This is a genomic window from Bifidobacterium animalis subsp. animalis ATCC 25527 (genome assembly GCF_000260715.1).
GTDB classification, from domain to species: Bacteria; Actinomycetota; Actinomycetes; order Actinomycetales; family Bifidobacteriaceae; genus Bifidobacterium; species Bifidobacterium animalis.
Map to the genome: position 1 here is coordinate 1,455,754 of NC_017834.1, position 21,134 is coordinate 1,476,887.

The 21,134-nt window shown below is 61.4% G+C and carries 20 protein-coding genes and 1 tRNA gene; 8 read left to right on the forward strand and 13 right to left on the reverse strand.

Going from position 1 to position 21,134, the window contains the following annotated elements:
* Positions 1-2: 2 nt before the first annotated feature.
* The 3 genes from ispG to BANAN_RS06160 all read right to left on the reverse strand — a co-directional run bounded on the left by ispG (position 3) and on the right by BANAN_RS06160 (position 4,159).
* Positions 3-1,193 carry a flavodoxin-dependent (E)-4-hydroxy-3-methylbut-2-enyl-diphosphate synthase gene (ispG, locus tag BANAN_RS06150; protein WP_014698050.1) on the reverse strand — a complete coding sequence of 397 codons (1,191 nt, stop codon included), beginning with the start codon at positions 1,191-1,193 and terminating at the stop codon, positions 3-5.
* A 121-nt stretch (positions 1,194-1,314) separates the two neighbouring features.
* The gene (dxr, locus tag BANAN_RS06155; protein WP_014698051.1) at positions 1,315-2,505 is read right to left on the reverse strand and encodes a 1-deoxy-D-xylulose-5-phosphate reductoisomerase; all 1,191 of its coding nucleotides are present in this window, start codon (positions 2,503-2,505) and stop codon (positions 1,315-1,317) included.
* A 52-nt stretch (positions 2,506-2,557) separates the two neighbouring features.
* Complete coding sequence (locus tag BANAN_RS06160) at positions 2,558-4,159, reverse strand: DivIVA domain-containing protein (protein WP_014698052.1); 1,602 nt, start codon at positions 4,157-4,159, stop codon at positions 2,558-2,560.
* Between the two features lie 233 nt (positions 4,160-4,392).
* Here BANAN_RS06160 and BANAN_RS06165 point away from each other — a divergent pair.
* Positions 4,393-4,466, forward strand: a tRNA-Val gene (locus BANAN_RS06165).
* 61 nt (positions 4,467-4,527) lie between these two features.
* Positions 4,528-5,019 carry a hypothetical protein gene (locus BANAN_RS06170; protein WP_014698053.1) on the forward strand — a complete coding sequence of 164 codons (492 nt, stop codon included), beginning with the start codon at positions 4,528-4,530 and terminating at the stop codon, positions 5,017-5,019.
* A 124-nt stretch (positions 5,020-5,143) separates the two neighbouring features.
* On the opposite strand, the gene BANAN_RS06175 is transcribed toward BANAN_RS06170, so the two are convergent.
* On the reverse strand, positions 5,144-5,560 hold the full coding sequence (locus BANAN_RS06175; protein WP_014698054.1) for a DUF3052 domain-containing protein: 417 nt from the start codon (positions 5,558-5,560) through the stop codon (positions 5,144-5,146).
* Positions 5,561-5,665: 105 nt separating this feature from the next.
* A complete protein-coding gene (locus BANAN_RS06180; protein ID WP_014698055.1) occupies positions 5,666-6,589 on the reverse strand; it encodes a YlbL family protein in 924 nt (307 codons plus the stop codon).
* A 151-nt stretch (positions 6,590-6,740) separates the two neighbouring features.
* On the opposite strand from BANAN_RS06180, the gene BANAN_RS06185 reads away from it, so the two are divergent.
* Positions 6,741-8,399, forward strand: coding sequence for a zinc-dependent metalloprotease (locus tag BANAN_RS06185; RefSeq protein WP_014698056.1), 1,659 nt, complete (start codon positions 6,741-6,743; stop codon positions 8,397-8,399).
* 79 nt (positions 8,400-8,478) lie between these two features.
* Here the strand turns inward: BANAN_RS06185 and BANAN_RS06190 are convergent, their stop codons facing one another.
* The gene (locus BANAN_RS06190) at positions 8,479-10,068 is read right to left on the reverse strand and encodes an ATP-dependent helicase (protein ID WP_014698057.1); all 1,590 of its coding nucleotides are present in this window, start codon (positions 10,066-10,068) and stop codon (positions 8,479-8,481) included.
* Positions 10,069-10,261: 193 nt separating this feature from the next.
* On the opposite strand from BANAN_RS06190, the gene BANAN_RS06195 reads away from it, so the two are divergent.
* Positions 10,262-11,719 carry a phosphotransferase gene (locus BANAN_RS06195; protein ID WP_041777039.1) on the forward strand — a complete coding sequence of 486 codons (1,458 nt, stop codon included), beginning with the start codon at positions 10,262-10,264 and terminating at the stop codon, positions 11,717-11,719.
* A gap of 117 nt (positions 11,720-11,836) precedes the next feature.
* A complete protein-coding gene (locus tag BANAN_RS06200) occupies positions 11,837-12,064 on the forward strand; it encodes a DUF3107 domain-containing protein (RefSeq protein WP_014698059.1) in 228 nt (75 codons plus the stop codon).
* A gap of 128 nt (positions 12,065-12,192) precedes the next feature.
* On the opposite strand, the gene BANAN_RS06205 is transcribed toward BANAN_RS06200, so the two are convergent.
* Complete coding sequence (locus tag BANAN_RS06205) at positions 12,193-13,077, reverse strand: PHP domain-containing protein (protein WP_014698060.1); 885 nt, start codon at positions 13,075-13,077, stop codon at positions 12,193-12,195.
* Between the two features lie 177 nt (positions 13,078-13,254).
* Here BANAN_RS06205 and BANAN_RS06210 point away from each other — a divergent pair, with 177 nt between their 5' ends.
* Positions 13,255-13,923 carry a vitamin K epoxide reductase family protein gene (locus BANAN_RS06210; protein WP_014698061.1) on the forward strand — a complete coding sequence of 223 codons (669 nt, stop codon included), beginning with the start codon at positions 13,255-13,257 and terminating at the stop codon, positions 13,921-13,923.
* A gap of 23 nt (positions 13,924-13,946) precedes the next feature.
* Here BANAN_RS06210 and dapF read toward each other — a convergent pair whose 3' ends face one another.
* Positions 13,947-14,849, reverse strand: a complete 903-nt coding sequence (gene dapF, locus BANAN_RS06215) for a diaminopimelate epimerase (RefSeq protein WP_041777152.1) — start codon at positions 14,847-14,849, stop codon at positions 13,947-13,949.
* A 122-nt stretch (positions 14,850-14,971) separates the two neighbouring features.
* Between dapF and murI the strand changes: the two genes are divergently transcribed.
* Both murI and BANAN_RS06225 read left to right on the forward strand, forming a co-directional pair.
* Positions 14,972-15,748, forward strand: a complete 777-nt coding sequence (gene murI, locus BANAN_RS06220; RefSeq protein ID WP_014698063.1) for a glutamate racemase — start codon at positions 14,972-14,974, stop codon at positions 15,746-15,748.
* Between the two features lie 49 nt (positions 15,749-15,797).
* Entirely contained in the window at positions 15,798-16,655 is an 858-nt protein-coding gene (locus BANAN_RS06225; protein ID WP_014698064.1) for a patatin-like phospholipase family protein, read from the forward strand.
* An 84-nt stretch (positions 16,656-16,739) separates the two neighbouring features.
* On the opposite strand, the gene BANAN_RS06230 is transcribed toward BANAN_RS06225, so the two are convergent.
* The 5 genes from BANAN_RS06230 to BANAN_RS06250 all read right to left on the reverse strand — a co-directional run bounded on the left by BANAN_RS06230 (position 16,740) and on the right by BANAN_RS06250 (position 21,039).
* Positions 16,740-17,648, reverse strand: coding sequence for an SPFH domain-containing protein (locus BANAN_RS06230; protein ID WP_014698065.1), 909 nt, complete (start codon positions 17,646-17,648; stop codon positions 16,740-16,742).
* Positions 17,649-17,878: 230 nt separating this feature from the next.
* Positions 17,879-18,787, reverse strand: a complete 909-nt coding sequence (locus tag BANAN_RS06235) for a cysteine ABC transporter substrate-binding protein (RefSeq protein WP_014698066.1) — start codon at positions 18,785-18,787, stop codon at positions 17,879-17,881.
* A gap of 48 nt (positions 18,788-18,835) precedes the next feature.
* Positions 18,836-19,729 carry an amino acid ABC transporter ATP-binding protein gene (locus BANAN_RS06240; RefSeq protein ID WP_014698067.1) on the reverse strand — a complete coding sequence of 298 codons (894 nt, stop codon included), beginning with the start codon at positions 19,727-19,729 and terminating at the stop codon, positions 18,836-18,838.
* On the reverse strand, positions 19,722-20,396 hold the full coding sequence (locus tag BANAN_RS06245) for an amino acid ABC transporter permease (RefSeq protein ID WP_014698068.1): 675 nt from the start codon (positions 20,394-20,396) through the stop codon (positions 19,722-19,724). Before BANAN_RS06245 ends, BANAN_RS06240 begins: the two co-directional genes overlap by 8 nt.
* Entirely contained in the window at positions 20,383-21,039 is a 657-nt protein-coding gene (locus BANAN_RS06250; RefSeq protein WP_014698069.1) for an amino acid ABC transporter permease, read from the reverse strand. Before BANAN_RS06250 ends, BANAN_RS06245 begins: the two co-directional genes overlap by 14 nt.
* Positions 21,040-21,134 lie beyond the last annotated feature (95 nt).

Sequence of the window (21,134 nt, forward strand, 5' to 3'; positions counted from 1 at the left end):
GTCTACCGGTGCAGATTCTCGCCGGTCAGCGGCATGACGACGGGGCCGGTGCCCATGCCGTCCTCACTCTCGCCCATGGTCTGCGCGATCTCATGGGCGTATTTGAGCAGTGTCTCCACGATTCTGTCTTCCGGCACGGTCTCGACCACCTCTCCCTTGATGAAGATGCGCCCTTTGCCATTGCCTGACGCCACGCCGAGATCTGCTTCCCGTGCCTCGCCCGGACCGTTGACTATGCAGCCCATCACGGCCACGCGAATCGGTGCGGCGATGCCTTTGAGCCCCTCGGTGACGGCGTTCGCGAGCTGGATCACATCCACCTGCGCACGGCCGCAGCTCGGGCAGCTGATGATGTCGAATTTGCGCGGTCGCAGACCGAGGTATTCCAGGATCTTGCAGCCCACTTTCACCTCTTCGACAGGGGGCGCGGAGAGCGAGACGCGAATCGTGTCGCCGATGCCTTCGGCGAGCAGCGCACCGAAGGCCACGCAAGACTTGATGGTGCCCTGCCAGGCCGGACCTGCCTCGGTGACTCCCAGGTGCAGCGGCCAGTCTCCTTTGGAGGCGAGCAGCCGGTAGGTCTCCACCATGGTGACCGGGTCGTGGTGCTTGACCGAGATCTTGAAATCGTGGAAACCCACATCTTCGAACATGCGCGCTTCCTTGAGCGCGGACGCCACGAGTGCCTCGGGCGTGGGGCCGCCGTACTTGGCGTAGAGCTCCTTGTCGAGCGAGCCGGCGTTGACTCCGATGCGCAGCGAGATGCCGGCGTCTGTGGCCGCCTTGCAGATCTGCGGACCCACCTCGTCGAATTTGCGAATGTTGCCCGGGTTCACGCGCACTGCCGCGCAGCCGGCGTCGATCGCCTCGAACACGTACTTGCTCTGGAAGTGGATGTCGGCGATCACCGGAATCGGCGATTTCGCCACAATCTTCGGCAATGCATCGGCATCCTCCTGGTTCGGCACCGCCACGCGCACAATGTCGCAGCCCGCTGCCGTGAGTTCGGCGATCTGCTGGAGCGTGGCACCGACATCGGATGTCTTCGTGTTGGTCATGGACTGCACGGAGATCGGCGCTCCCCCGCCGACCGGCACCGGCCCCACCATGATGCGGCGTGACTTGCGGCGCGCATGCAGCGGGCTCTCGCTTACCGCTGCCTCACCTGTCTTACGGAACGTTGGCTCACTCATACCTGTTCTGGAACTCTTTCTGCGGTACTGCACGGCATGCCCGCGCCAGGTCCCGCGTGTTCTGTGTCTGGTGTGCTGTGTCTTATGTATGCAGACTGTTGTCTGCGCGGATGTCGAAAGACTATCCCTTGGCGGCGATGATCTCGTTGGCGCGCACGCGCGCCTCCCGCTCGAGCTCCTCGACCTCGGCCACCGATTCGAACAGTGGATTCGCGCTCATCTGCGCATCCATCTGTTCAATCGTCTCAGCCACACTCGGCACAATGTCAAGATAGGCCAGTCTACCGTCGAGGAAGGCGTGCACCGCCTGCTCGTTGGCCGCATTCAACACCGTAGTGTGTTTCTCGGAGGCTTTCAAGCATTGGCGCGCAAGATTCACCGCCGGGAACGCATCGTTGTCGAGAGGCTCGAACGTCCATTCCGCGGCTTTCGTCCAATCGCATCCACGTGCCACGTCATCGAGACGCACCGGGGCGGAGAGTCCCAGAGCGATCGGCAGTCGCATGTCGGGCGGCGATGCCTGGCTGATTGTGGCGCCATCGCAGAATTCGACCATCGAGTGGACGATGGATTGCGGGTGCACGGTGACTTCGATGTTGTTGGCGGCCACGTTGAACAGTCTGCTCGCCTCGATCACTTCAAGACCTTTGTTCATGAGCGTCGAGGAGTTGATGGTGACCACTGGCCCCATGTTCCACGTCGGGTGGTTCAGCGCCTGCTGCGGAGTGACGGATTTCATCTGCTCTCGTGTCCAACCACGGAACGGGCCGCCCGAGGCAGTGACGATGAGTTTGGCAATCTCGGCATGCGTACCTGCGCGTAGGCTCTGCCAAATGGCCGAATGCTCGGAATCCACCGGATTGATCTGGTGTTCACGTGTCTGCGCATCGAACAGGAGGTGGCCTCCGGCCACCACCGACTCCTTGTTGGCCAGAGCGAGCTGGGAATCGGCCTGCAACGCGGCAATCGACGGTTCGAGTCCTATGGATCCGGTGATGCCATTGAGCACCACGGGAGCTCCGGCACCCGCCAGTGCCACCACCTCGTCCTGTCCACTGCGAATCTGTGTGGCGTGGGCGCCCTTGGCGTCCAATGCCTGCCGAAGCGGCTCCTCGGCCTGCGGGTTCGACACCACCACAAGCGGTACATGGAACGAGGCGGCCTGTTCTGCCAGCAGCCCCACATGGGAGCCCCCAGCAGCCAGACCGGCCACCTCGAACCGATCCCTATGGCGATCGATCACGTCAAGTGCCTGGGTGCCTATCGAACCGGTGGATCCCAGAATGATGACTCGTTGATGCTCTGCTTCCATTGAGCGTTCCACCCCCGGATTTCAATCGTTATGCGAATACGTGCCCGCTGACTTACTGTCTCGGGGCCAAGTCACGTCCTGACGGCGCATCGGGGAACGCAAGATCGGGAATGTCAATGTTCATCTGGCTCTCACGAATATAGCGCCGCACGACGTCGTCGTTCCTTTCCCCCGAATTTTGCGACTGATCGGAGGAATCCGTTGGGGCGTGGGTCGACGATGGCATCGGCAGGTCGGGGATCGAGACACTCGTGAGCTTCGGCACCGACAGCGTGTCGAAGATTGACTTGGCCTCGTCCAAGGAGCTTGAGCTCTGCGGAATGCTCGAGGTCTCATGCGCCATCAACGCCAGCGACGACAACGTTTCAGAGGCCTGTGGCTGTTCAGCGACAAAAGGTTTCGTCTGTGCCGGTGCAACCGTCTCGGCATCGTCGGTTTTGTCATCCGCTGTGTTCGGGGCACTCGGAGCCTGGGCAACGGATGTGGATGGCGTTTGGCTGGCCGCCCTTTCGTACGACGGAATGGTTCGCGGCGCGGGCGTGATCGGTTGAATGGACGAAAGGGAGGCATGCGCGGCACTATGCGTTCCCGGCCCCAGTGTGCTCGCAGATGGCGTGTCGTGATTCTCCACCACCGGGGCAATCGTCTCGGTTGGCGCGGAGTCCTCGGAGAACGGCAACGCAGCGGCCGCGACTGGCGCGGCAGGCGTCTGGCTGACGGTAGGCGGCACAATCACCGGTGATGGGCTGACGGTGCCCGTGTTGAAGATGGCCTCCTCCTGGGCATGCAGTTCGTCAAAACTGCCGTGCGTGGAATCCGGCTGCTCCGCGGCTGCCTGCGCCGGCGTCCCAGAGACGCTCGCCATGCTGTTGGTTGATGAGGCCGAATTCTCCTGCGTACCTGCCACGGGTGCCTGCGGCACATTGGCGAACAATGGCTTGACGCCATTCACCGGTGTCGACGGAGCCGCGCTTTCCACCGTGCCAGCGGCTGGAATGCTGCCATTCTCATTGAGACGCTGGTAGGATTCCAACCGGTTAAGCAGATCGGCGCAAGTGGCCAGGTAATAGTCGACCTGTCGCTGGTCGTAACCGCGCGGCCCTTTCACCACGGTGAACGCCGCGTTCTCTATGGCCTTCGCATTGAGATTCGGGTATGGGTCGTCACCCACGGCCGGATGCGTTCCGTCGGTCGTCACCTCGGACAGCTCGTAGGCAGCCTTGTCCATGATGTCGTCAATGAGCCGATCGACCTGCTTGCGCTTGTATGAGAGCGCCTTATGCTGTCCCGAGGCGAATCGGGCACCGTGGTCGCGGTCTGCATGGCGCTGCAATTCGCGCAGCGACTCCTCCATCTGCGCTTTCCAGGCCACCCGCCCGAGCTCGCTGATCTCGGCAAGCGTCTGCTTGTCACACAACGCGCTTTTCAGACGGTCGAGCATGGCATCCACATTCGCCGGCACATACCCGCCCTTCACCATGGCGAACGAGGCATTCTGTATGCTGGCCAAGGTGAGCGAGGGATCGCCTTCGTCATAGAGTCGATGGGCCTGGGCCACGAAGGCATCCACCTGACGTGGATCATACCCCCTGGAATGCTTTCCAACGCGGGGAATGCTGGTGGATGTGCTGCTCGATTCCTGTTCCTGCGCCATCGACGTTCCTTCCATACTGTGTTCCGTGGGCTGTCCGGGCATGCCACGCAGCTCAACGAGCTACAAGCCTAGCTCAAGAATACGTTCGCTCACAGACCCATTACGCTCGTGGTCGCGTACACCGCCATCGCGGCTGCCCACGCTCACGATTCTAGTCAGTTGGCGTACATGCCGCATCCGGGCCGCCGCGTCCGCCGCGGCTCTTCCACCCCTCCTGTATAGTGGTCTGTTGCGGGCGATTAGCTCAGTTGGTTAGAGCGCCACCTTTACACGGTGGATGTCGGGGGTTCGAGTCCCTCATCGCCCACGTTTCTTCTCCGTAAGCCATATCGTCTCCGGCGCCTCTTTTGATTCCTATACTCGGCAATATGACCAATATTTTCGAAAGCGTTTCCAACCAACTTTCCGCACTGCCACAGCTGCTCCCCTCCTTCGTGCGCAAACCGGACCCGAACGACGAACGCATTGACGATCTGGAGAACCAGATCGCCCGTCTTGACCGCGAGTCCAAATGGTGCGACGTCGAGCTCGACCGCCGTATCAAGGAGCTCACTGCCGAGGTCGATGCATTGAAGCGCACGCGGCATCATGACCATTCGCTGCGCACGGCGGACCGTGTGCTCGCAATCGTGTTCATGTCGCTTGCCGCGTTGATCCTCGTGCCGATGTTCCTCACCCTGTTCCATGTGATCAATCCGGCCGGTGAGACGATCCGTTGGGTGGTCTTCGCACTCTTCGCCGTCGCGGGCGGCATGGGCGTGGCGATCACCATTGCACATGGCAAGCTGCCGCGCACACGCGACTCGCTCATCGTGTTCATCTGTGCGGCATTGCTGCTGCTGGTTGCCTGCCTGCTCTAGCGTCGTCCACCGTGTGATTGCGAATCCCGTCGTCGCATACGAAAAGGCCCGGCACATGCCGGGTCTTTGATGACTATGCATGAATACTCCATGAAATTCGGATTCATTCCAAGGAGTCAGCCGTTCATCTGCCTTTGCCGAATGCGCGCAGCAAAATACCGTTCCAATCATCGCTCACGGTGAGCGGGGTCGCCGCATTCATACCCGCGGTCTTCGCGGCGTTCTGCACCGTGCTCGGCGACGGAGCCCCTTCACGGCCGGGCTTGGGGGTGAGCACCCACAATGGGCCATCGTCGCCCAGCACTGCGTAGGCATCTACGATTGTGTCCGACAGTTCATCTTCGTCGTCGCCATCGCGCCACCAAATGATCGCGCCGTCGACCGCGGAATCATATTCCTCGTCGACCAGCTCCTCATCGGTGAGTTTTTCGATTTTTTCTCGGATCGAGTCATCCACGTCATCGTCCCAGAGCCATTCCTGGACCAGGTCCCCTTGGCGGAAGCCGAACTCCTCAGCGTTGTCTGATGCTGTTTGATTCACGCTCGTAAATATACCAAAGCCATGGAACAGGCCTGTTTGCAAGCCATGCGCGAATGGGTCGGGACTGTTTGGACATCGACGGCCACCCTCCGCCAACTATGCCGATCATTCCTCGATGCCACTGTGCTCCGCGGATTGCGTCACCGTGCAGCGGGGCAGCGAAGCCGCCTCGCCCTTGCCTATTTTGACGAGTGCAGTGTAGGCCTCCTCGAGCGTCGAGACCTTCACATCGCGCAATCTGTTCGGCACATGCCCCACCACCTCATCGCAATTCTCCGCAGGGGCGAGGAACCATGTGGCGCCGTCCTGCTGGGCACCGATCATTTTCAGGTCGATGCCGCCTATCGCCCCCACCTTGCCGCTCTTGTCGATGGTGCCGGTGCCGGCCACGGTGACGCCATTCGCCTCGTTCTCCGGCGTGAGCTTGTCCACCAGACCAAGCGCGTACATCATGCCGGCGGAAGGCCCTCCGATGTCTTCGATGTGCATCGAGACGTCGGCATCGGACACATTGGCCCCCAGCTGCCTCGCATAGGCCAAGCCCGCGGCGGTGGCGGCCTCCATTGAGGAATCCATGTCCGCCTTGGCTTCCTGGTCGTATTCTTCACTGCTCTGCCCCACCGGGAACACCGCCTCACTCGGCAGCACGTTCATATGGGGCTCAAGCCAGCCGATCAATGCCCAGATGTTCGAGATCGGGTAACCGGGCACACCGCTTGCATTCACCGTGGTGAGCAACAGTTTGCCCCTATCGGGGTAGGTGGTTGCATTTCCCACGGAGATCACTTCCTTGCCGTCTGCCTTGCCGAGCACGTTCTCGGTGGGGCCCGGACTCTCCACCACGTACGGGCTCGGCGCGAGCATGAGGCACAACGCGAGCACAACAGTGAACAGGCCTATGAAATAGCGTTTGGGTCGGTTATGCCAGCGCACGCGAAGACGCCGGAACATGCCATGATGGGGCTCGTTCGTCTGCGAGCCATTGGAATCGGGGTGCACGATCGACTCATGTGGGTTCAACGAAGACATGTCTCCATAGTATGGGCAGGCCTTGGCCTCCGCATTCCACGGCAATCCACCACCATGACGCATCCGGAATATTTAACCCGTATTGTGAGTAGAAATGCTAGATACAGACTTAAGACTTATATGACATACGACATACAGGGAAGGATCTGCCATGAGTGAAGACGCGATCCGTCAATGGCTTATCGAATGCTTCGGACCAGTGCAGGGCGAACAGGCGTTCCAACAGCTGTCGATGTTGCCCGATGCGCTGCGCGAGCAGCTGATGAGCCAGGATCCCTCATCTCTTCCGAGCCCGGAACAGATGAAGCAGATGATGCAGATGTTCATGGGCGGCAACGCCTCGATGGGCTCCATGTTCGGCATGGGTGAACCGGGCAATGGGGCGCCAACCAATCCGGTCGGCTTCCATAGCGCCAAGGCAGGAGCCTCCGCGGACGACACCCAGAGCACAGCGCAGCCTCCTATGGCCGACGAAAACGCGGCCATCGACGTGAACATCGCGAAAACGATCGCCGGCCAATATGTCAACGGCGAAGACAGCGAGCAAGTGGTCACGGCGAGCGAAGGCGAGACGATGCGCCGGGCAATGAGCGAGGCGAATCTATGGCTCGACACCGCCACCGAATTCAACCCGGTGGACGGCGAAGCGAGTGCGCTCACCCGTTCCAGCTGGCTCAACGGCACCATCGAGCAGTGGGCCAAGTTCGCCTCTCCGGTCGCCTCATCAATGGCCGATGCCATGAACGCCGTGATCAACGAGCGTCTTGGTGACCAGTTCGGAGGCGAGATCACCGGCATGTTCGCTGGGCCCATCCCGATTCCGATCCCGGAAAGCATGCGCGACCCGAAAAAGCTGATGAAGCAATTGGCGAAGGCGACGTTCAGCATGCAGCTGGGCAATGCGGCCGGCGCGCTCTCCCACGAAGTGCGCGGTTCCTTCGACCAAGGCCTTGCCCTGCTGAAGAACCAGGCTGGCGGCCTTATCATGCAGAATGTGGAGGACTACGCGAAGTCGTTGGAGATCGACGCCGACGAGGTGACCACGTTCCTGGCGCTCCACGAGGAGGCCTATGCACGCCTCTTCGCCACCGTGCCGTGGCTCATGCCAAGGTTCGAAGCGTTGTTGGGCAAGTATGCCCGCGGCATCGCCATCGATCTGGATGCAATGGAGGACGAGCTGCGCGACGTCGAGGGGCTCGACCCCGATTCACTGTCGAGTGCACTCAATCTCACGAATGTGGGCATGGGCGAAGACACTCCGGAGCAGAAGGACGCGATGCGGTCGCTTGAGACGCTGCTCGCCCTCGTGGAGGGATGGGTCGACTGCGTGATGTGGCGTGCCGGCATGGCGCATCTGCCCCATATCGAGCAGCTACGCGAGATGATGCGCCGCGAGCGCGCCGTCGGCGGACCGGCTGAACGGACGTTCGAAAATCTCATCGGCCTGCAGCTACGCCCCAAGCGCATGCGCGAGGCGGCCCAGCTGTGGGAGCGCGTCACCGCCGAGCAGGGCATCGAGGCACGTGACGCAATGTGGTCGCATCCCGACCTGTTGCCGGCACTTGAGCCGGAGGCCGATGCAACGGACATGGACGCAGATTCCGAAACAGTGCAGACGGCAACCGAACACGGAGACGACATCGATTGGGACGCCGAGCTGAGCAAGCTGCTCGACGAATCCGAAAACGGTACCGATGAGGGCGAATCCGCAGAGGATGCCGGTGATAGCAGCACCGAGAGCAAGCACGAATCCGGCGATTCCGGTGACAATACCAGTGAAGACACGGATAGCGGCACTCCCGAGCAATAATCCAACCTCATACATGAACGGGGCCTTCCACTGTAAGGTGGAAGGCCCCGTTCGCATTAGTGTTGCCGAATTCACGCACTTACTGCAGGAATCGGCTCAGACGCCGCACATAGGTGGTCTGCGAATCCGATCGTTTGGCGAACGACAGGTGGAGAGTGTCCTCCGCACGGGTCAGTGCCACGTACAGCACACGCCGTTCCTCCTCCACATTGCCGTCATCGCTTTGCGGCTTGTAGGGCAACAATCCCTCCGACAGGCCTATCACGAACACATGCTTGTATTCGAGGCCTTTGGCCGCATGGATCGTCGAGATTGTCACGCGTCCCTTCTCCACGCCAAGCTGCTCCACCCCGGCATTCGATGTCTCCGCGGTCTCCTGCCGTGCCGTGCCGGCGAGCGCAGATGACTGCCAGTTCATGTTCCTGCGCAGCCGGTAGGGTATGTTCGCCTGTTTCAACGCCTGGGCGACAATGGTCTGTTGGCCGCCCACGCGCGTGAGCACCGCGCAGTCGCTCGCCTTGGCTCCCTGTGCGAGAATGCGCGAGATCTGCCGTGCGACCGCCTGGGCCTCCGCTTCGTCGGTCTCGTAAATGCGGCTCATCACGCGCGGGCCCGTTCCGCGCCCAGATTCGAGCCTGATGTAATCCTGACGTTGCGCGGAGCCGCCAAGTACCCGGTTCGCGTAGCCGACAATGGGTGAAACGGATCGGTAGTCGCGGTTCAACGCGATATCGGCGGTGAGCGGAGCGAACTCCTTGCCGAAATGCTCGAGATAGTAGCTGGTGGCTCCGGCGAACGAATAGATGGTCTGCGCGGGGTCGCCCACAACGCAGATGTTGCGGTTGCTTTCCAGCCAGCGCCTCATGAGCAGATGCTGCAATGGCGAGACGTCTTGGTATTCGTCGACGGTGAGCCAACCGATCTGCTTGCGGATGCGCTTGGCCACGTCGGGGAAGGCGTCGAGCACATGGCACGCCAGCAGCAGGATGTCGTTGAAATCAATCTCGAACCGGCCGTTCTTCTCCGCCTCGTACTGCTCATAGACGGTGGCGAACTGCCCGGGCTCAAGACCGGCCGGCGGTGTGCGGTGCGTCGCCGCGCACACGCGTGCATAGTTCTTCGCGGTGATCAGCGAGACCTTGCACCAATCGATTTCGGCGCCCACCTCGTACACGGTCTGTTTCGGTTGCTCCTTCGGCTTGATTCCGTTGAAGCGATACAGCGCCTGGGCCACGAGGGAGCCCTTGTCTTCGGCGACGTCGGGGAAAGGCCCTTCGCATATATCGGGCCACACCTCGCGCATCTGACGCAATGCGGCCGAATGGAACGTGGATGCGCGCACTCCACGAGGCACTTGCAGTGCATCCAGGCGTCCGCGCATCTCGTTGGCTGCCTTCACCGAGAACGTCACTGCGAGCACCCGGGTGGGATCCCATGCCCCGCTCGCACACGCGTATGCGATGCGCCGGGTGATCGTGCGGGTCTTGCCGGCGCCGGCGACCGCGATGATGCGCACGGGGCCGTCCACGGCCAACGCGGCCGATCGCTGGGTGTCATCGAGCGTGGCGAGAATGCGTTCGGGGTCAGCCATGTCCGTCTCGGCTGCGTCATGTGCGACGGTGTGTGCCTCACTGCCTGCGCCCTCTTCCGGCTGTGCTGTTTCGCTCATGCCGCCATTGTGCCACGGGAGCGCCGAAAGTTGTAGCAGGCGTGTGGCCCAGAGGAGCGCATACGCGGTGTGCCGCTCCGTTCACAACGAACGTAAAGCGTTGCAATCATTGGATTTTGTACCGTGCGCATGCCATGATTGCACTGTGAGTGAGCGAAGCAATCTGAAGTTGGCGGCATTGGCATCTGCCACGATGCCGAACGTGTCCGTGGCGGGGGTTCGCGATAGCGAGCAGGATAACGACACCGACCGTGCGGTCGGCATTGAGCAGGCCGTGGTGCAGGATATGCGCGGGCGTCTGTTCAATGTGTACGCGGCATACGATCCGCGCGGCAAGAAGCGGCTCCATGCCCGTGGGCGTGCCGCGGCCGTGGTCGACCGCTCACGTGAATTCGCAGGCCTTGGGTTCGGCACCGAGCATGTGCTCGCATTCCATGCGGGCAAGGACGGTCCTGAAGACGCGGCCGTGCTCATCACGACGCATCCGGACGGCGTCGCACGCTCCCTTGAGCTGCTGACCATAGACGACTGTTCGAGTTTCGGTACCGCGCTCGGCGCGATCCATCGTCTGCGCCCGAATTTCATCACCGATGCACATTACCCGGTGTTCACCACCGGCCAGATCCATGCGCAGCTCACCGCGTGGATCAAACGGCTGCGGCAGGCAGGCCATGTTCCTCAGGAGATTACGAGCCGCTGGGGTGCCATCATGGAGACCGAGGGACTGTGGTCGTTCTCCACACGTCCGGTGCACGGCGGTTTCTCCGACGGCGATCTGATCTATTCGGGTTCCTCGATCACGGCGATCACGAACTGGCAGGACATGCAGATCAACGATCCGGCCCGCGATCTGGCATGGGTGTTCGCCAAGCTCGACGAGACGCATCGCAACGCCGTGATCACCGCGTACGGCCGGGTGTTGGGCAATCGACTCGACGATCTGATCATGCTGCGTGCGAATCTGTGGGTGCAGATGGAGCAGGTGGGCGATTTCATCAAGGCGCTCAATGCCGGCGACAACGACCGCATCATGGAGTTCAAGGCACAGGTGGACAGGCTCGCCCACAAACTCGGCGTCTCCGCCCGCGCCGCGCACACCGCTCGCCCGACCTCCGGTGCCGCGGCGGCTCCGGGCAACGCACCGAGCACCGTCACCGTGAACACGCTGCTGCGTGAGAATCCTCGTACTGCGGCACCGACGAACGCCTCGGGCTTCCCGGATGATTCTACCAACGAGACCGATGTCACCGGTTCGCGCTCCTATTCGCAGGTCGTGGATGACCGCACGAACTCGCATCCGGTGGCTGCCGTGGACGATTCGACGAACGATTCGCCCGTGCTTTCTAGCGAAACCGTGATCATAGGCATCAACGACAGCTCCTCGCGTGGCACGCAGATCGTACGCGAAGAGGACTTCCACTATGCCGACGACGATACGATCGGCGACCGCACCGATTCCACCGCCTCCTCCGTGGCCGCGAGCCGCTCCGATGCCGAGACGACGGTGATTCCGCTGCTCGAGCGTGAGGAGCGCGCGATGCGCGACGCCCGCGCCGGTCTGGAAGGCACGCAGGGTCCGGATTCGCAGACGGGCACGCAGGCCGTCTCGGCCGACGGGTCGTCCGACGCCCTCGACCGTACGAAAGGCTGAGGGCAGGCCATTCGCGTTCGGCTGCCGGGAATCTGAAATAACTGGCGAGCAATGCGATTGTATATAACGTAGCTGTTTGCAGCGGAAGGCAACCGCCGCATATCGAAAGGACTCGAAATGGACATTGAAATCGGCATCCAGAACGTCGCCCGCACCGTCACCTTCACCACCGACGAGGCCGCGGAGACCGTCACCGCCACCATCGACCGTGCGTTGGAGGAACACAAGCCGGTCGTACTCACCGACAACAAGGATCGCCGCATCGTCGTGCCGGCGGATTCGCTCGGGTACGTGATCGTCGGCTCCGAACAGCGTCACACCGTCGGTTTCGGCAATCTCGGCTGATTCGTGGGCTTCGGCATTCGCAATGCGTGGGCCGGACGGTTCCTCCCGAACCGTCCGGCCCACGCATTTCAAGCCAAGAGGAGGCAGTGCTCAACGGCATAACGGTAGCTCAGTGACACAGCGATAGCTCAACGACACAGCGGAATCGCAGCGCGCCGCACGATCTCGGCCACGGTGGCGTCATCGGTGAGATTCTCACCGAGCGCGTTCGGCTTGCCCGCCCCATGCCAGTCCGAGCCTCCGGTGACGAGCAGGTGGTACCGCTGTGCCAATGCAAGCAGGCGCGCACGCTGACCCTCGGGATTGCCACGGTGCCACACCTCAAGACCGTCAAGCCCCTCATCGGCGAGGCGTGCAATCTGTTCGTCGGAAAGCAGCACGCGATTGCGGCTCGGATCGGCCGCATGCGCGATCACCGAGACACCGCCGGCGCCCTCCACCGCACGCACCACCTCTCTTGTGGATGGCGACGGCGTGGGAATGTAGTATTTGCTGTGCGTGCTCACCGCATCGGTGAACGCCTCGTTGCGGTTCGCGTACACGCCTGCGGCCACGAGCGCGTCGGCGATGTGCGGGCGTCCGATCGTCGTGCGCGAGCCCTCCTTGGTCTGTTCGAGCACGCTCTGCCAGGAGATCGGGTAATCCTTGGCAAGCAGTGCGACCATCTTCTTCGTGCGCTCCACACGCGAGCGCCGTGTCTTCTCGAACAGGTCGCAGATATGCCTGTTGCGTGGATCGTAGAGATAGGCGAGCATGTGCACGGAGACATTGCCATCCTGCGCGGTGATTTCCGTACCGCGCATCAGCGGCAGATGGAGGTCGTGCGACGCCTGCCCGGCCTCCTCCCATCCGGCGGTCGTATCGTGGTCGGCGATTGCCACACCATGCAAGCCGAGCGACTTCGCCTCCTGAACCATTTCACGCGGCGTGCGCGTGCCATCCGAGAACACGGTATGGCAATGCAGATCCCAGCCCTCCTGCGGCGGTCTCGTTGGCATGACATATTCACTCATGATTCCATCGTAAACGAATGTAACCGCCACATGTGCAGATTTTGAGATTCTGACCGGTATTTTCTCCCAGAATGCGCACTTGTGCCCCGACGTTCAGGTTGCATACGGTATCGTGAACGCCAGAAACGTATTCGCCCGGCGGCATGAACGAATGCCCCGCGCAGACTGGAGGATCATATGGCACACCACACGGAACAGCTGTCCCAACCACAGTCATCGTCGATTTCCACCGACCTTCAACCGCATGGTTGGCGCAATGGGGCCACATGGACCTATCTGGTCATGCTGCTCGCCTCGGGCGTGGCATTGCTGGTCTCCTTCGTGCTGTCGGCGGAGACGCTGCAGATGGCCAGGCACCCGGGTCAGTCGCTTGGATGCGATGTGAACGCCGTGCTCTCCTGTTCCACCGTGGCACAGGCTTGGCAATCGGAAATCGTCAAATTCGGCGAGTTGAGCTTCCCGAACGCGTTCTTCGGCATCGCCGCGGAATCGGTGTTCGTCACCATCGCCGTGATCGGCATGGCCCGTATGACCATGCCGAAATGGTTCGCAACCTGTACATGGTTCGGCTCGTTGGCCGCACTGGCATACTCGTACTGGCTCACGTCGCAGTCGTTGTTCGTCATCAACGCACTGTGCCCATGGTGCCTGGTGCTCATGTTCGCCACGACCATCCAGTTCATGGCGGTCTCGCACGCCACCGTGACCGTGCAGCATCTGCCGCCGCATGCGCCCTCGCTGTGCACCTACTACCGCCTCAACATCGATCTCATGGTCGATGCAGTGTGGATCGTGGCGCTCATCACGCTGATCCTCGTCAAAGACGGCGCGATGCTGTTCCGCTGAGATGGTGGGTGTCGTGCGCCGGCCTACTGCAGGAGCCTGAACTCGGCGGTGAGCGCGGCGGCGCCGGTGAGCATCACCGAGTCATCGGTCACATCGACGCGCACGATACCGCCGGGGATGCGGATGCGCCAGTGGTCGATCTGCGTCTTCGCACGCAGCACGATCGCCGTTGCACACAGGCCGGTTCCGCATGCCATCGTCTCACCGCAGCCGCGTTCGTATACGCGCATTGAGGCGTCGCCCAGATCACGCTCGGTGTCGAGGTTGTCGATGCGCGCGAACTCCACGTTCTGCCCGTTCGGCAGTTCTGGACTCACCTGGGGGGCACGGGTCAGATCGAGTTCGCCCAATACCGGCAGCGTCGAATAGGCGTCCTCCACCACGGTCACCACATGCGGGTTGCCCATGTCGACGAACGTTCCTTTGCCTGAACCGGTGTCACCCGGAATCGTGACGGTGTATTCGTCCTTCACCCCCATCGACCACGAGCCCATGTCCACACGCCACAATTGGCGGCCCAATTCGGGGTTGTCCGGCATGCGCGTGATGCGCTTGACTCCGGCGCGCGTGCCGAGCTTGAACGCATCACCCTCCTCAAGCTTCAGCATTCCCTGCTGCACGAGGAACTGCGCGGTGGCACGCGTGCCGTTGCCGCACATCTCGGCAAGCGTGCCGTCGGCGTTGCGGTAGTCCATGAACCACTCCACGCCCTCCTTGCGCATCTCCTGGGCATCGTGGCCGTCCAGATCGGCCACATGCCCCGGGTGCGTGATGCGGATCAGGCCGTCGGCACCGATGCCGAAATGACGGTCGCACAATTGGATGATGTCCTGCTTCTGTGGCGCGTGTTCCCCACTGCGGTCGGCATACATCACGAAATCGTTGCCGGTGCCCTGCGCCTTGATCATATGTTCTGGCAAACTCATATCGCCCACTCTACCGCAACCGGCGCTGAGATGTACATATACGCGTAGCGAAGCGGGGAATACGCGCAGGTCTGTAGACTGGAGACTTGCAATATCACCCGCATGCAGGAAAAGAGACTCCCATGACCTCCAGCGCACCGGTAGGCGTGTTCGATTCCGGGCTCGGCGGCATCTCCGTGGTCAGGCAGATTCGAACGGATCTGCCTCATGAGCGAATCCTCTATTTCGGCGACTCGGCGAACGCTCCATACGGCACAAAGACTCCCGAGCAGGTGCGCGACCTCTCGTTCCGCATTGTCGAGGATTTCGTCGAACAGGGTGTCAAGGCGGTCGTCATCGCCTGCAACACGGCCACGTCGAGTGCCGTGCAGAAACTGCGGGAGCACTATGACATTCCGATTATCGGCATGGAACCGGCGCTCAAGGTGGCCTGCGACCGCGGGCATGGCGAACGCCAGAGCGTCATCGTCGCCGCCACCCCGCTCACATTGCGCGAGCGGAAGTTCGCCGCGCTCATGCATCGTTTCGAGGATGCACACACCATTCATAAGCAGCCGTGCCCACGTCTCGTCGAAATCGTGGAGCGCGGAGAGCTCGACGACCACGACCTCGTCATGCGCACGCTGCACGATTATTTTGACCAGTACGACCTCGCCCACACCGACTCGGTGGTGCTCGGCTGCACGCATTTCGTGTTCTACCGGGACTATTTCCGCGAGTTGCTGCCGAACAATGTCGCGATCATCGATGGCAACGAGGGCACTGCACGCCATCTGGAGGTCGTGCTCGAATCCCTCGGCAAACTCGCCCCCGAGGAACAGGACGGTAGCGTTATCCTGCGCAATTCCGACCCAGGCGAGCGCATAGCCGAACTCGCGCAGCAACTGCTGGAGAGGTAGTCTGCAGCCATTCCCGTAAGACCCAAGCAGATCAGATGAGGAGACCCGTATGACCCACACCGCACACACTACCGGAATCATTGACGTCGGCGGCGGCTTCCGCGCCATCTTCGGGGCCGGTGTCGAAGACCGCTGCCTCGAGGATGGCGTCGGTTTCGACCACTGCTACGGCATCTCGGCGGGGTCTGCGAATCTGGCATCATATTTGGCGCGGCAGCAGGGCCGCGCGCACACGTTCTACACGCAGTATGCGTTCCGGAAGGAATATGCGAGCATGGAGAACTACATCACGAAGCGCAACTTCTGCGATCTCGACTACGTGTACGGCACGCTGAGCAACAGCGACGGCGAGAATCCGTTGGATTACGCCGCGTTCAGCGACAATCCGGCGACCTTCACCGTCGTGGCGGCAAACGGCGAGGACGGCTCGTCGCGCTATTTCGACAAATCGGACATGCGACAGGACGACTACACGATACTCAAGGCGAGTTCCGCAGTGCCGCTGGCATGCCAGCCGGTGGTGATCGACAACGTCCCGTACTTCGACGGTGGCATCGCGGACCCGATTCCGGTGCAACAGGCCATTGACGACGGCTGCGACCGCATCGTCGTCGTGCTCACACGCCCGGTGGACGTGGCCCGCGAACAGCAGAAGGACGTCGCGCCGGCACGCATTCTCAAACGGCACCATCCCGCCGCAGCCGAACGTCTGCTCAACCGCTACTGCACGTACAACGACGAGGTCGCGCTCGCCAGGCGGTACGAGCAGGAGGGCAAGGTGCTCATCCTCTCCCCCGAAAGCCTGTACGGGCTCTCGACCATGTCGAAGACCTTCGAAGGCCTTGAGCGCATGTACCGCGCAGGCTACGCCCAGGCAGCGCGGATTCGCGAGTTTCTCGACTCCTGAATATCGTCCGGACCACATATGCACAAATGCCGGGGCCGTGGAGATCTCCACGGCCCCGGCATTTGTGCATATGTGCGTATGAGATCAGTTCTGGGGACTGGATTCCTGCGTGGTGAGCATCGCCTGCGTCATCTGGTTGAACAGCTCCGAATAGCCGCCCGGCGTGGCCGCCGGCATCACCAACGTCTTCGCGTTCTTCGATTCCGAGAGCGAGCGCAGCACATCGAGATACTGGTTGAACAGCACCACGTTGTTCACCGCGCCAATGTCCATGCCAACTTCCTGCAGGCTCTTGATCTGGTCCACAATGCCATCGGCGATCTCGCGGCGGTAATTCGCCTGGCCCTCGCCCTGCAGACGCACCTTCTCCGCTTCAGCGGCCGCCTGGGTCTCGATCTGGATGCGCATGGCCTCGGCATGCTGGCGAGTCGCCTCCTTTTCGCGCTGGGCCGCGTTGATCGAGTCCATGGCTGATTTCACCGCGGGGCTCGGGTCGATGGCCGTGATCAGCGTCTTCACCACGGTGAAGCCGAAGCGCGCCATTTCGGAACCTACCGTCTGCTGCACGTCGGCCGCCACGGAATCCTTCCTGGCGAAGGCGTCGTCGAGTGTGAGCATCGGAATGGCCGAACGCAGTGCGTCTTCCATATAGGAACACAGCTGACCCTGCGGATCACGGAGCTCATAGTAGGCCTTCGCCACGTTGTCCGGATTCACGCGGTACTGCGTGCTCGCCACAATCGTGACGAACACGTTGTCGAGCGTCTTCGTTTCCAACTTCACATTGAGCTGCGAGACGCGCATATTCGTCTTCATCGCAATGCGGTCGACGAACGGAATCAGCAGATGGATGCCTGCGAACCTCACGGAGCGGAATTTGCCGAATCGTTCGATAATGTACGCCTGCTGTTGCGGCACCACATAGATCGCCATGCACAGCAGCACAATCACCACCAATGCAACGACGCCGATTCCGATAAGCGATGGGCTCATGTTCTCCCTCTTTCTGTATCCCGTACCCGGTATTCATTCGGGCACCTCCTCCAACCGTATCGAACCGCGGATTCCACTCCCATCGCGTTTTCGGGAGATGGAATTTTTACGGCATGTTTGGTCCACGAGCTGAGATGAACGGTCCGCATACAAAACGGGCGTCTCCCGTAGGGGAGGCGCCCGCCCTGTTCCCCGCGATCACACGATGTCATCGCCGAGTCGAATTCGACTCATTTCTCGATCACTCCGGATTCCACCACGATGTCGTCCGGATTGACCTCATCGCCGTACACCGGCTTGAGCGTCTTCTCGAAGTCCTTGTGGAAGAAATTCTCCTTGCCAAGCTTCACGATCTCGTCGTTGATGTAGTCGAGCAGCTCCTTGTTGCCCTTCTGCACCGCGGCGGCGATCACGTCGACGTCGCCGATCTCGGTCACGTCCACACGGTAGCCTTTGTTCGCCTTGGCCCATGCGAGCACCTCGGTGTTGTCGGTGCTCATCGCGTCGCCACGGCCGTCGAGCAGCGCGTTGTAGGCGTCGGCGTACTGGTCGTACTTCTGCAGCTTGATCTCGGGGTGGTTCTTCTCGAAGTAGGTCTCGGCGGTCGTGCCCTTGGCCACGATCAGCGTCTTGCCGTTGAGGTCCTTCACGTCCTTGATCGGCGCCGTATCCGGTGCCACGATGCCGAGCGCGACCTTCATGTACGGCTTCGAGAAGTCGACCTTCTCGGCGCGTTCCGGGGTCTCGGTGAAGTTTGCAAGCGTGACGTCCACCTTGTTCGACGCGAGCACGTCCACACGCGCCGCCGGATCGACCGACGTGTACACGGGCTTCACCCCGAGGCCGTCGGCGAGCGCCTGGGCGAACTCGATGTCGTAGCCGGCGTACTTGCCGTCTTTGTCCACATAGCCGAACGGTGCCTTGTCGGAGAACACCGCCACACGCAGCTCGCCCGACTTCTTGATCTCGTCGAGCGTGCGCGCCTTGGCGTTCGTGCTGTTCTGCGTATTGCCGGAGGCAGATCCCGCCTCGCTCGGCGTTGAAGCGGACGGACCGCAGGCCGCCACAGCGGTGATCATCATCACTGCGGCTCCCGCCGCCGCGACTGCCTTACCCAACTGTTTGAAAAGTGAGCTCATATTTCCCTTTCGTGCCCGGTTTTTCCTTGTCTCTTTCCTTGTGGAAATCTAATTGTGTGCAGGCTGGCCGTCTCCCGTGCCATCCTCGTCGAACGCTTCAAGGCGCTCATGGGCCTGTGCGCTGCGATGGCGTTCGAAGTCGAAGGAATGCAGGAATTCCTTGGCGCGCTCGGTCTGCGGATCGGTGAAGAACCGCTCGGCATTCGTGGAGCGGTCTGCAATCTGCCCGTCGGCGAGCAGAATCACCCGGTCGGCGATGGCACGCGCGAACTGCATCTCATGCGTGACGATGAGCATCGTCTGCCCGGCATCGGCCAGTTCGACGACCACTTCAAGCACTTCATGCACCATCTCAGGGTCGAGTGCGGCGGTGATCTCGTCGAGCAGCAGAATCTCGGGGTGCAGAATCAACGCGCGGCAGATCGCCACACGCTGGCGCTGGCCGCCGGAAAGCTCATGCGGCTTGGCATGCGCGCGGTCGGCGAGATGCACGCGATCGAGCAGTTCCATCGCCTCCCGCTCCACTTCGGCCTTCTTTCGCTTCTGCACGAGCATCGGCGCCATGGTGATGTTGCCGAGCACGTCCTTGTTCGGGAACAGCTCATAGCTTTGGAACACCATGCCGAACTTCGTGCGCAGCGACTCGGGCCGCTTCGCACGGCTGGATTTCTCGTTCCCGGGCTTGCCCGTTTCGATCACCTGGCCGTCCAATGCGATCGTGCCGCCCTGAATCGGCTCCAGACCGGCGATGGTACGCAGCAGCGTGGATTTGCCGGAGCCCGACGGTCCCACAATCACCAGCACCTTGCCCTTCGGCACCGAGAACGAGATGCCGTCGAACACGTTCCGATCGGCGTCCGCATAGTGCTTGAGCAGGTCGGTTACCTGCAGTGCCGGCACGTCGGCCGGTGCCGCGGCAACGGAATCTGTACGCTCAGTCATTTGCCCACCTCTTTTCGAGTGCGTGCGCCACCAACGACAACGGCCAGCACACGATGAAGTACATCAGGAAGATCACGCCGTACACCCACAGTGTTCCGGTCGGGTACTGGAATCGGTTCGCGTCAATGATCTGCTGCCCCACCTTGATCACCTCGACCACGCCGAGCAGCACGGCAAGCGAGGTCGTCTTCACAATGCGGGTCGACAGGTTCACCGCACCCGGCAGGAGGCGACGAACCGCCTGCGGCAGAATCACATGGACGAATGCCTGCCAGTTGCTCAGTCCCAGCATGTAGGAGGTCTCGTATTGGATCTGCGGGATCGATTGGAGCGCCCCGCGCACGAGATCGCCAAGCTCGGCACCGCCCCACAGCACGAACACGAACACGCATGACGCCGTGGCATCCATATTCCAGTTCGACATTCTCGCAATGCCGTAGAATGCGATGAACAGCAACGCCAGCTGCGGCATGATGCGAATGAAGTCGAGATACACACGCATGACGAAGCGGATGACCGGGTTGCGCAGCGTCATCAGCCAGCCGCACAGCAATCCCACCGGAATGCTCAACCCGACGGAGACCGCGGCAATCCAGATCGTCACCCACAGGCCCTGCAGCAGGCGGGGGAACACGCCCGGTTCGAGCAGAATGTTAGCGCCTTGCATAGTCGAACCTCCTCTCAAGCCAAGTGCCGAGAATGGAAATCGGCAGCAGAATGATCAGATAGGTCACGATGAGCATGAACAGCGCCTCGTAAGTGTTGTAATACATGCCCATGAGGTCCTTCGCCATGTACATGACGTCGGCGAGTGCGATGGCCGAGACCACCGACGATTCCTTGATGAGGAAGATCACATTCGCCACAATGCCCGGTGTGGATATGCTCACCGCCTGCGGTACGATCACCCGCGTGAGCGTCTGCCAGGTGTTGAAGCCGAGCATGTACGCATTCTCGCGCTGGATCTGCGGCACGGATTGCAGTCCGGCGCGCATCGATTCCGCCATGTAGGAGCCGCCGAGGAACCCGAGTCCCACAATCGCGCAGAGTTCCGCGGACCAGACGAAGCCCATCTTCGGCAAACCGAAGTAGAGGAAGTACAGCTGCACCAGCAATGGCGTGTTGCGGCTGACCTCGATGTAGACGGTGGTGATCTGCCTGAGCACCGGGATTCGCGCGGTCTCTATGGCCGCGCAGATGATGCCGGTGAGTAGCGCGAGCGCAATGCCGAACACGGAGATGAACAGGGTCATCCACGCACCGTTCACGAAGAACGGGGCATATTTGGCCACGAATGCCCAATCGAACATGTATGGGCCTCCCTTTGCTGCTGTCTGTGCTGTATTCTTTGGCTGTGGCTGCGTCTTGCGCCACGCCAAGCGTGTATGAGTCACGTTACGCGCGC

Coding starts and splice junctions, on each gene's coding strand:
- BANAN_RS06245 (WP_014698068.1), bottom strand. CDS start 20,396: ATGCAAGGCGCTAACATTCTGCTCGAACCGGGCGTGTTCCCCCGCCTG.
- BANAN_RS06170 (WP_014698053.1), top strand. CDS start 4,528: ATGACCAATATTTTCGAAAGCGTTTCCAACCAACTTTCCGCACTGCCA.
- BANAN_RS06235 (WP_014698066.1), bottom strand. CDS start 18,787: ATGAGCTCACTTTTCAAACAGTTGGGTAAGGCAGTCGCGGCGGCGGGA.
- BANAN_RS06190 (WP_014698057.1), bottom strand. CDS start 10,068: ATGAGCGAAACAGCACAGCCGGAAGAGGGCGCAGGCAGTGAGGCACAC.
- ispG (WP_014698050.1), bottom strand. CDS start 1,193: ATGAGTGAGCCAACGTTCCGTAAGACAGGTGAGGCAGCGGTAAGCGAG.
- BANAN_RS06200 (WP_014698059.1), top strand. CDS start 11,837: ATGGACATTGAAATCGGCATCCAGAACGTCGCCCGCACCGTCACCTTC.
- BANAN_RS06195 (WP_041777039.1), top strand. CDS start 10,262: ATGCCGAACGTGTCCGTGGCGGGGGTTCGCGATAGCGAGCAGGATAAC.
- dxr (WP_014698051.1), bottom strand. CDS start 2,505: ATGGAAGCAGAGCATCAACGAGTCATCATTCTGGGATCCACCGGTTCG.
- BANAN_RS06180 (WP_014698055.1), bottom strand. CDS start 6,589: ATGTCTTCGTTGAACCCACATGAGTCGATCGTGCACCCCGATTCCAAT.
- BANAN_RS06210 (WP_014698061.1), top strand. CDS start 13,255: ATGGCACACCACACGGAACAGCTGTCCCAACCACAGTCATCGTCGATT.
- BANAN_RS06225 (WP_014698064.1), top strand. CDS start 15,798: ATGACCCACACCGCACACACTACCGGAATCATTGACGTCGGCGGCGGC.
- BANAN_RS06250 (WP_014698069.1), bottom strand. CDS start 21,039: ATGTTCGATTGGGCATTCGTGGCCAAATATGCCCCGTTCTTCGTGAAC.
- BANAN_RS06205 (WP_014698060.1), bottom strand. CDS start 13,077: ATGAGTGAATATGTCATGCCAACGAGACCGCCGCAGGAGGGCTGGGAT.
- BANAN_RS06160 (WP_014698052.1), bottom strand. CDS start 4,159: ATGGCGCAGGAACAGGAATCGAGCAGCACATCCACCAGCATTCCCCGC.
- BANAN_RS06240 (WP_014698067.1), bottom strand. CDS start 19,729: ATGACTGAGCGTACAGATTCCGTTGCCGCGGCACCGGCCGACGTGCCG.
- BANAN_RS06230 (WP_014698065.1), bottom strand. CDS start 17,648: ATGAGCCCATCGCTTATCGGAATCGGCGTCGTTGCATTGGTGGTGATT.
- dapF (WP_041777152.1), bottom strand. CDS start 14,849: ATGAGTTTGCCAGAACATATGATCAAGGCGCAGGGCACCGGCAACGAT.
- BANAN_RS06185 (WP_014698056.1), top strand. CDS start 6,741: ATGAGTGAAGACGCGATCCGTCAATGGCTTATCGAATGCTTCGGACCA.
- murI (WP_014698063.1), top strand. CDS start 14,972: ATGACCTCCAGCGCACCGGTAGGCGTGTTCGATTCCGGGCTCGGCGGC.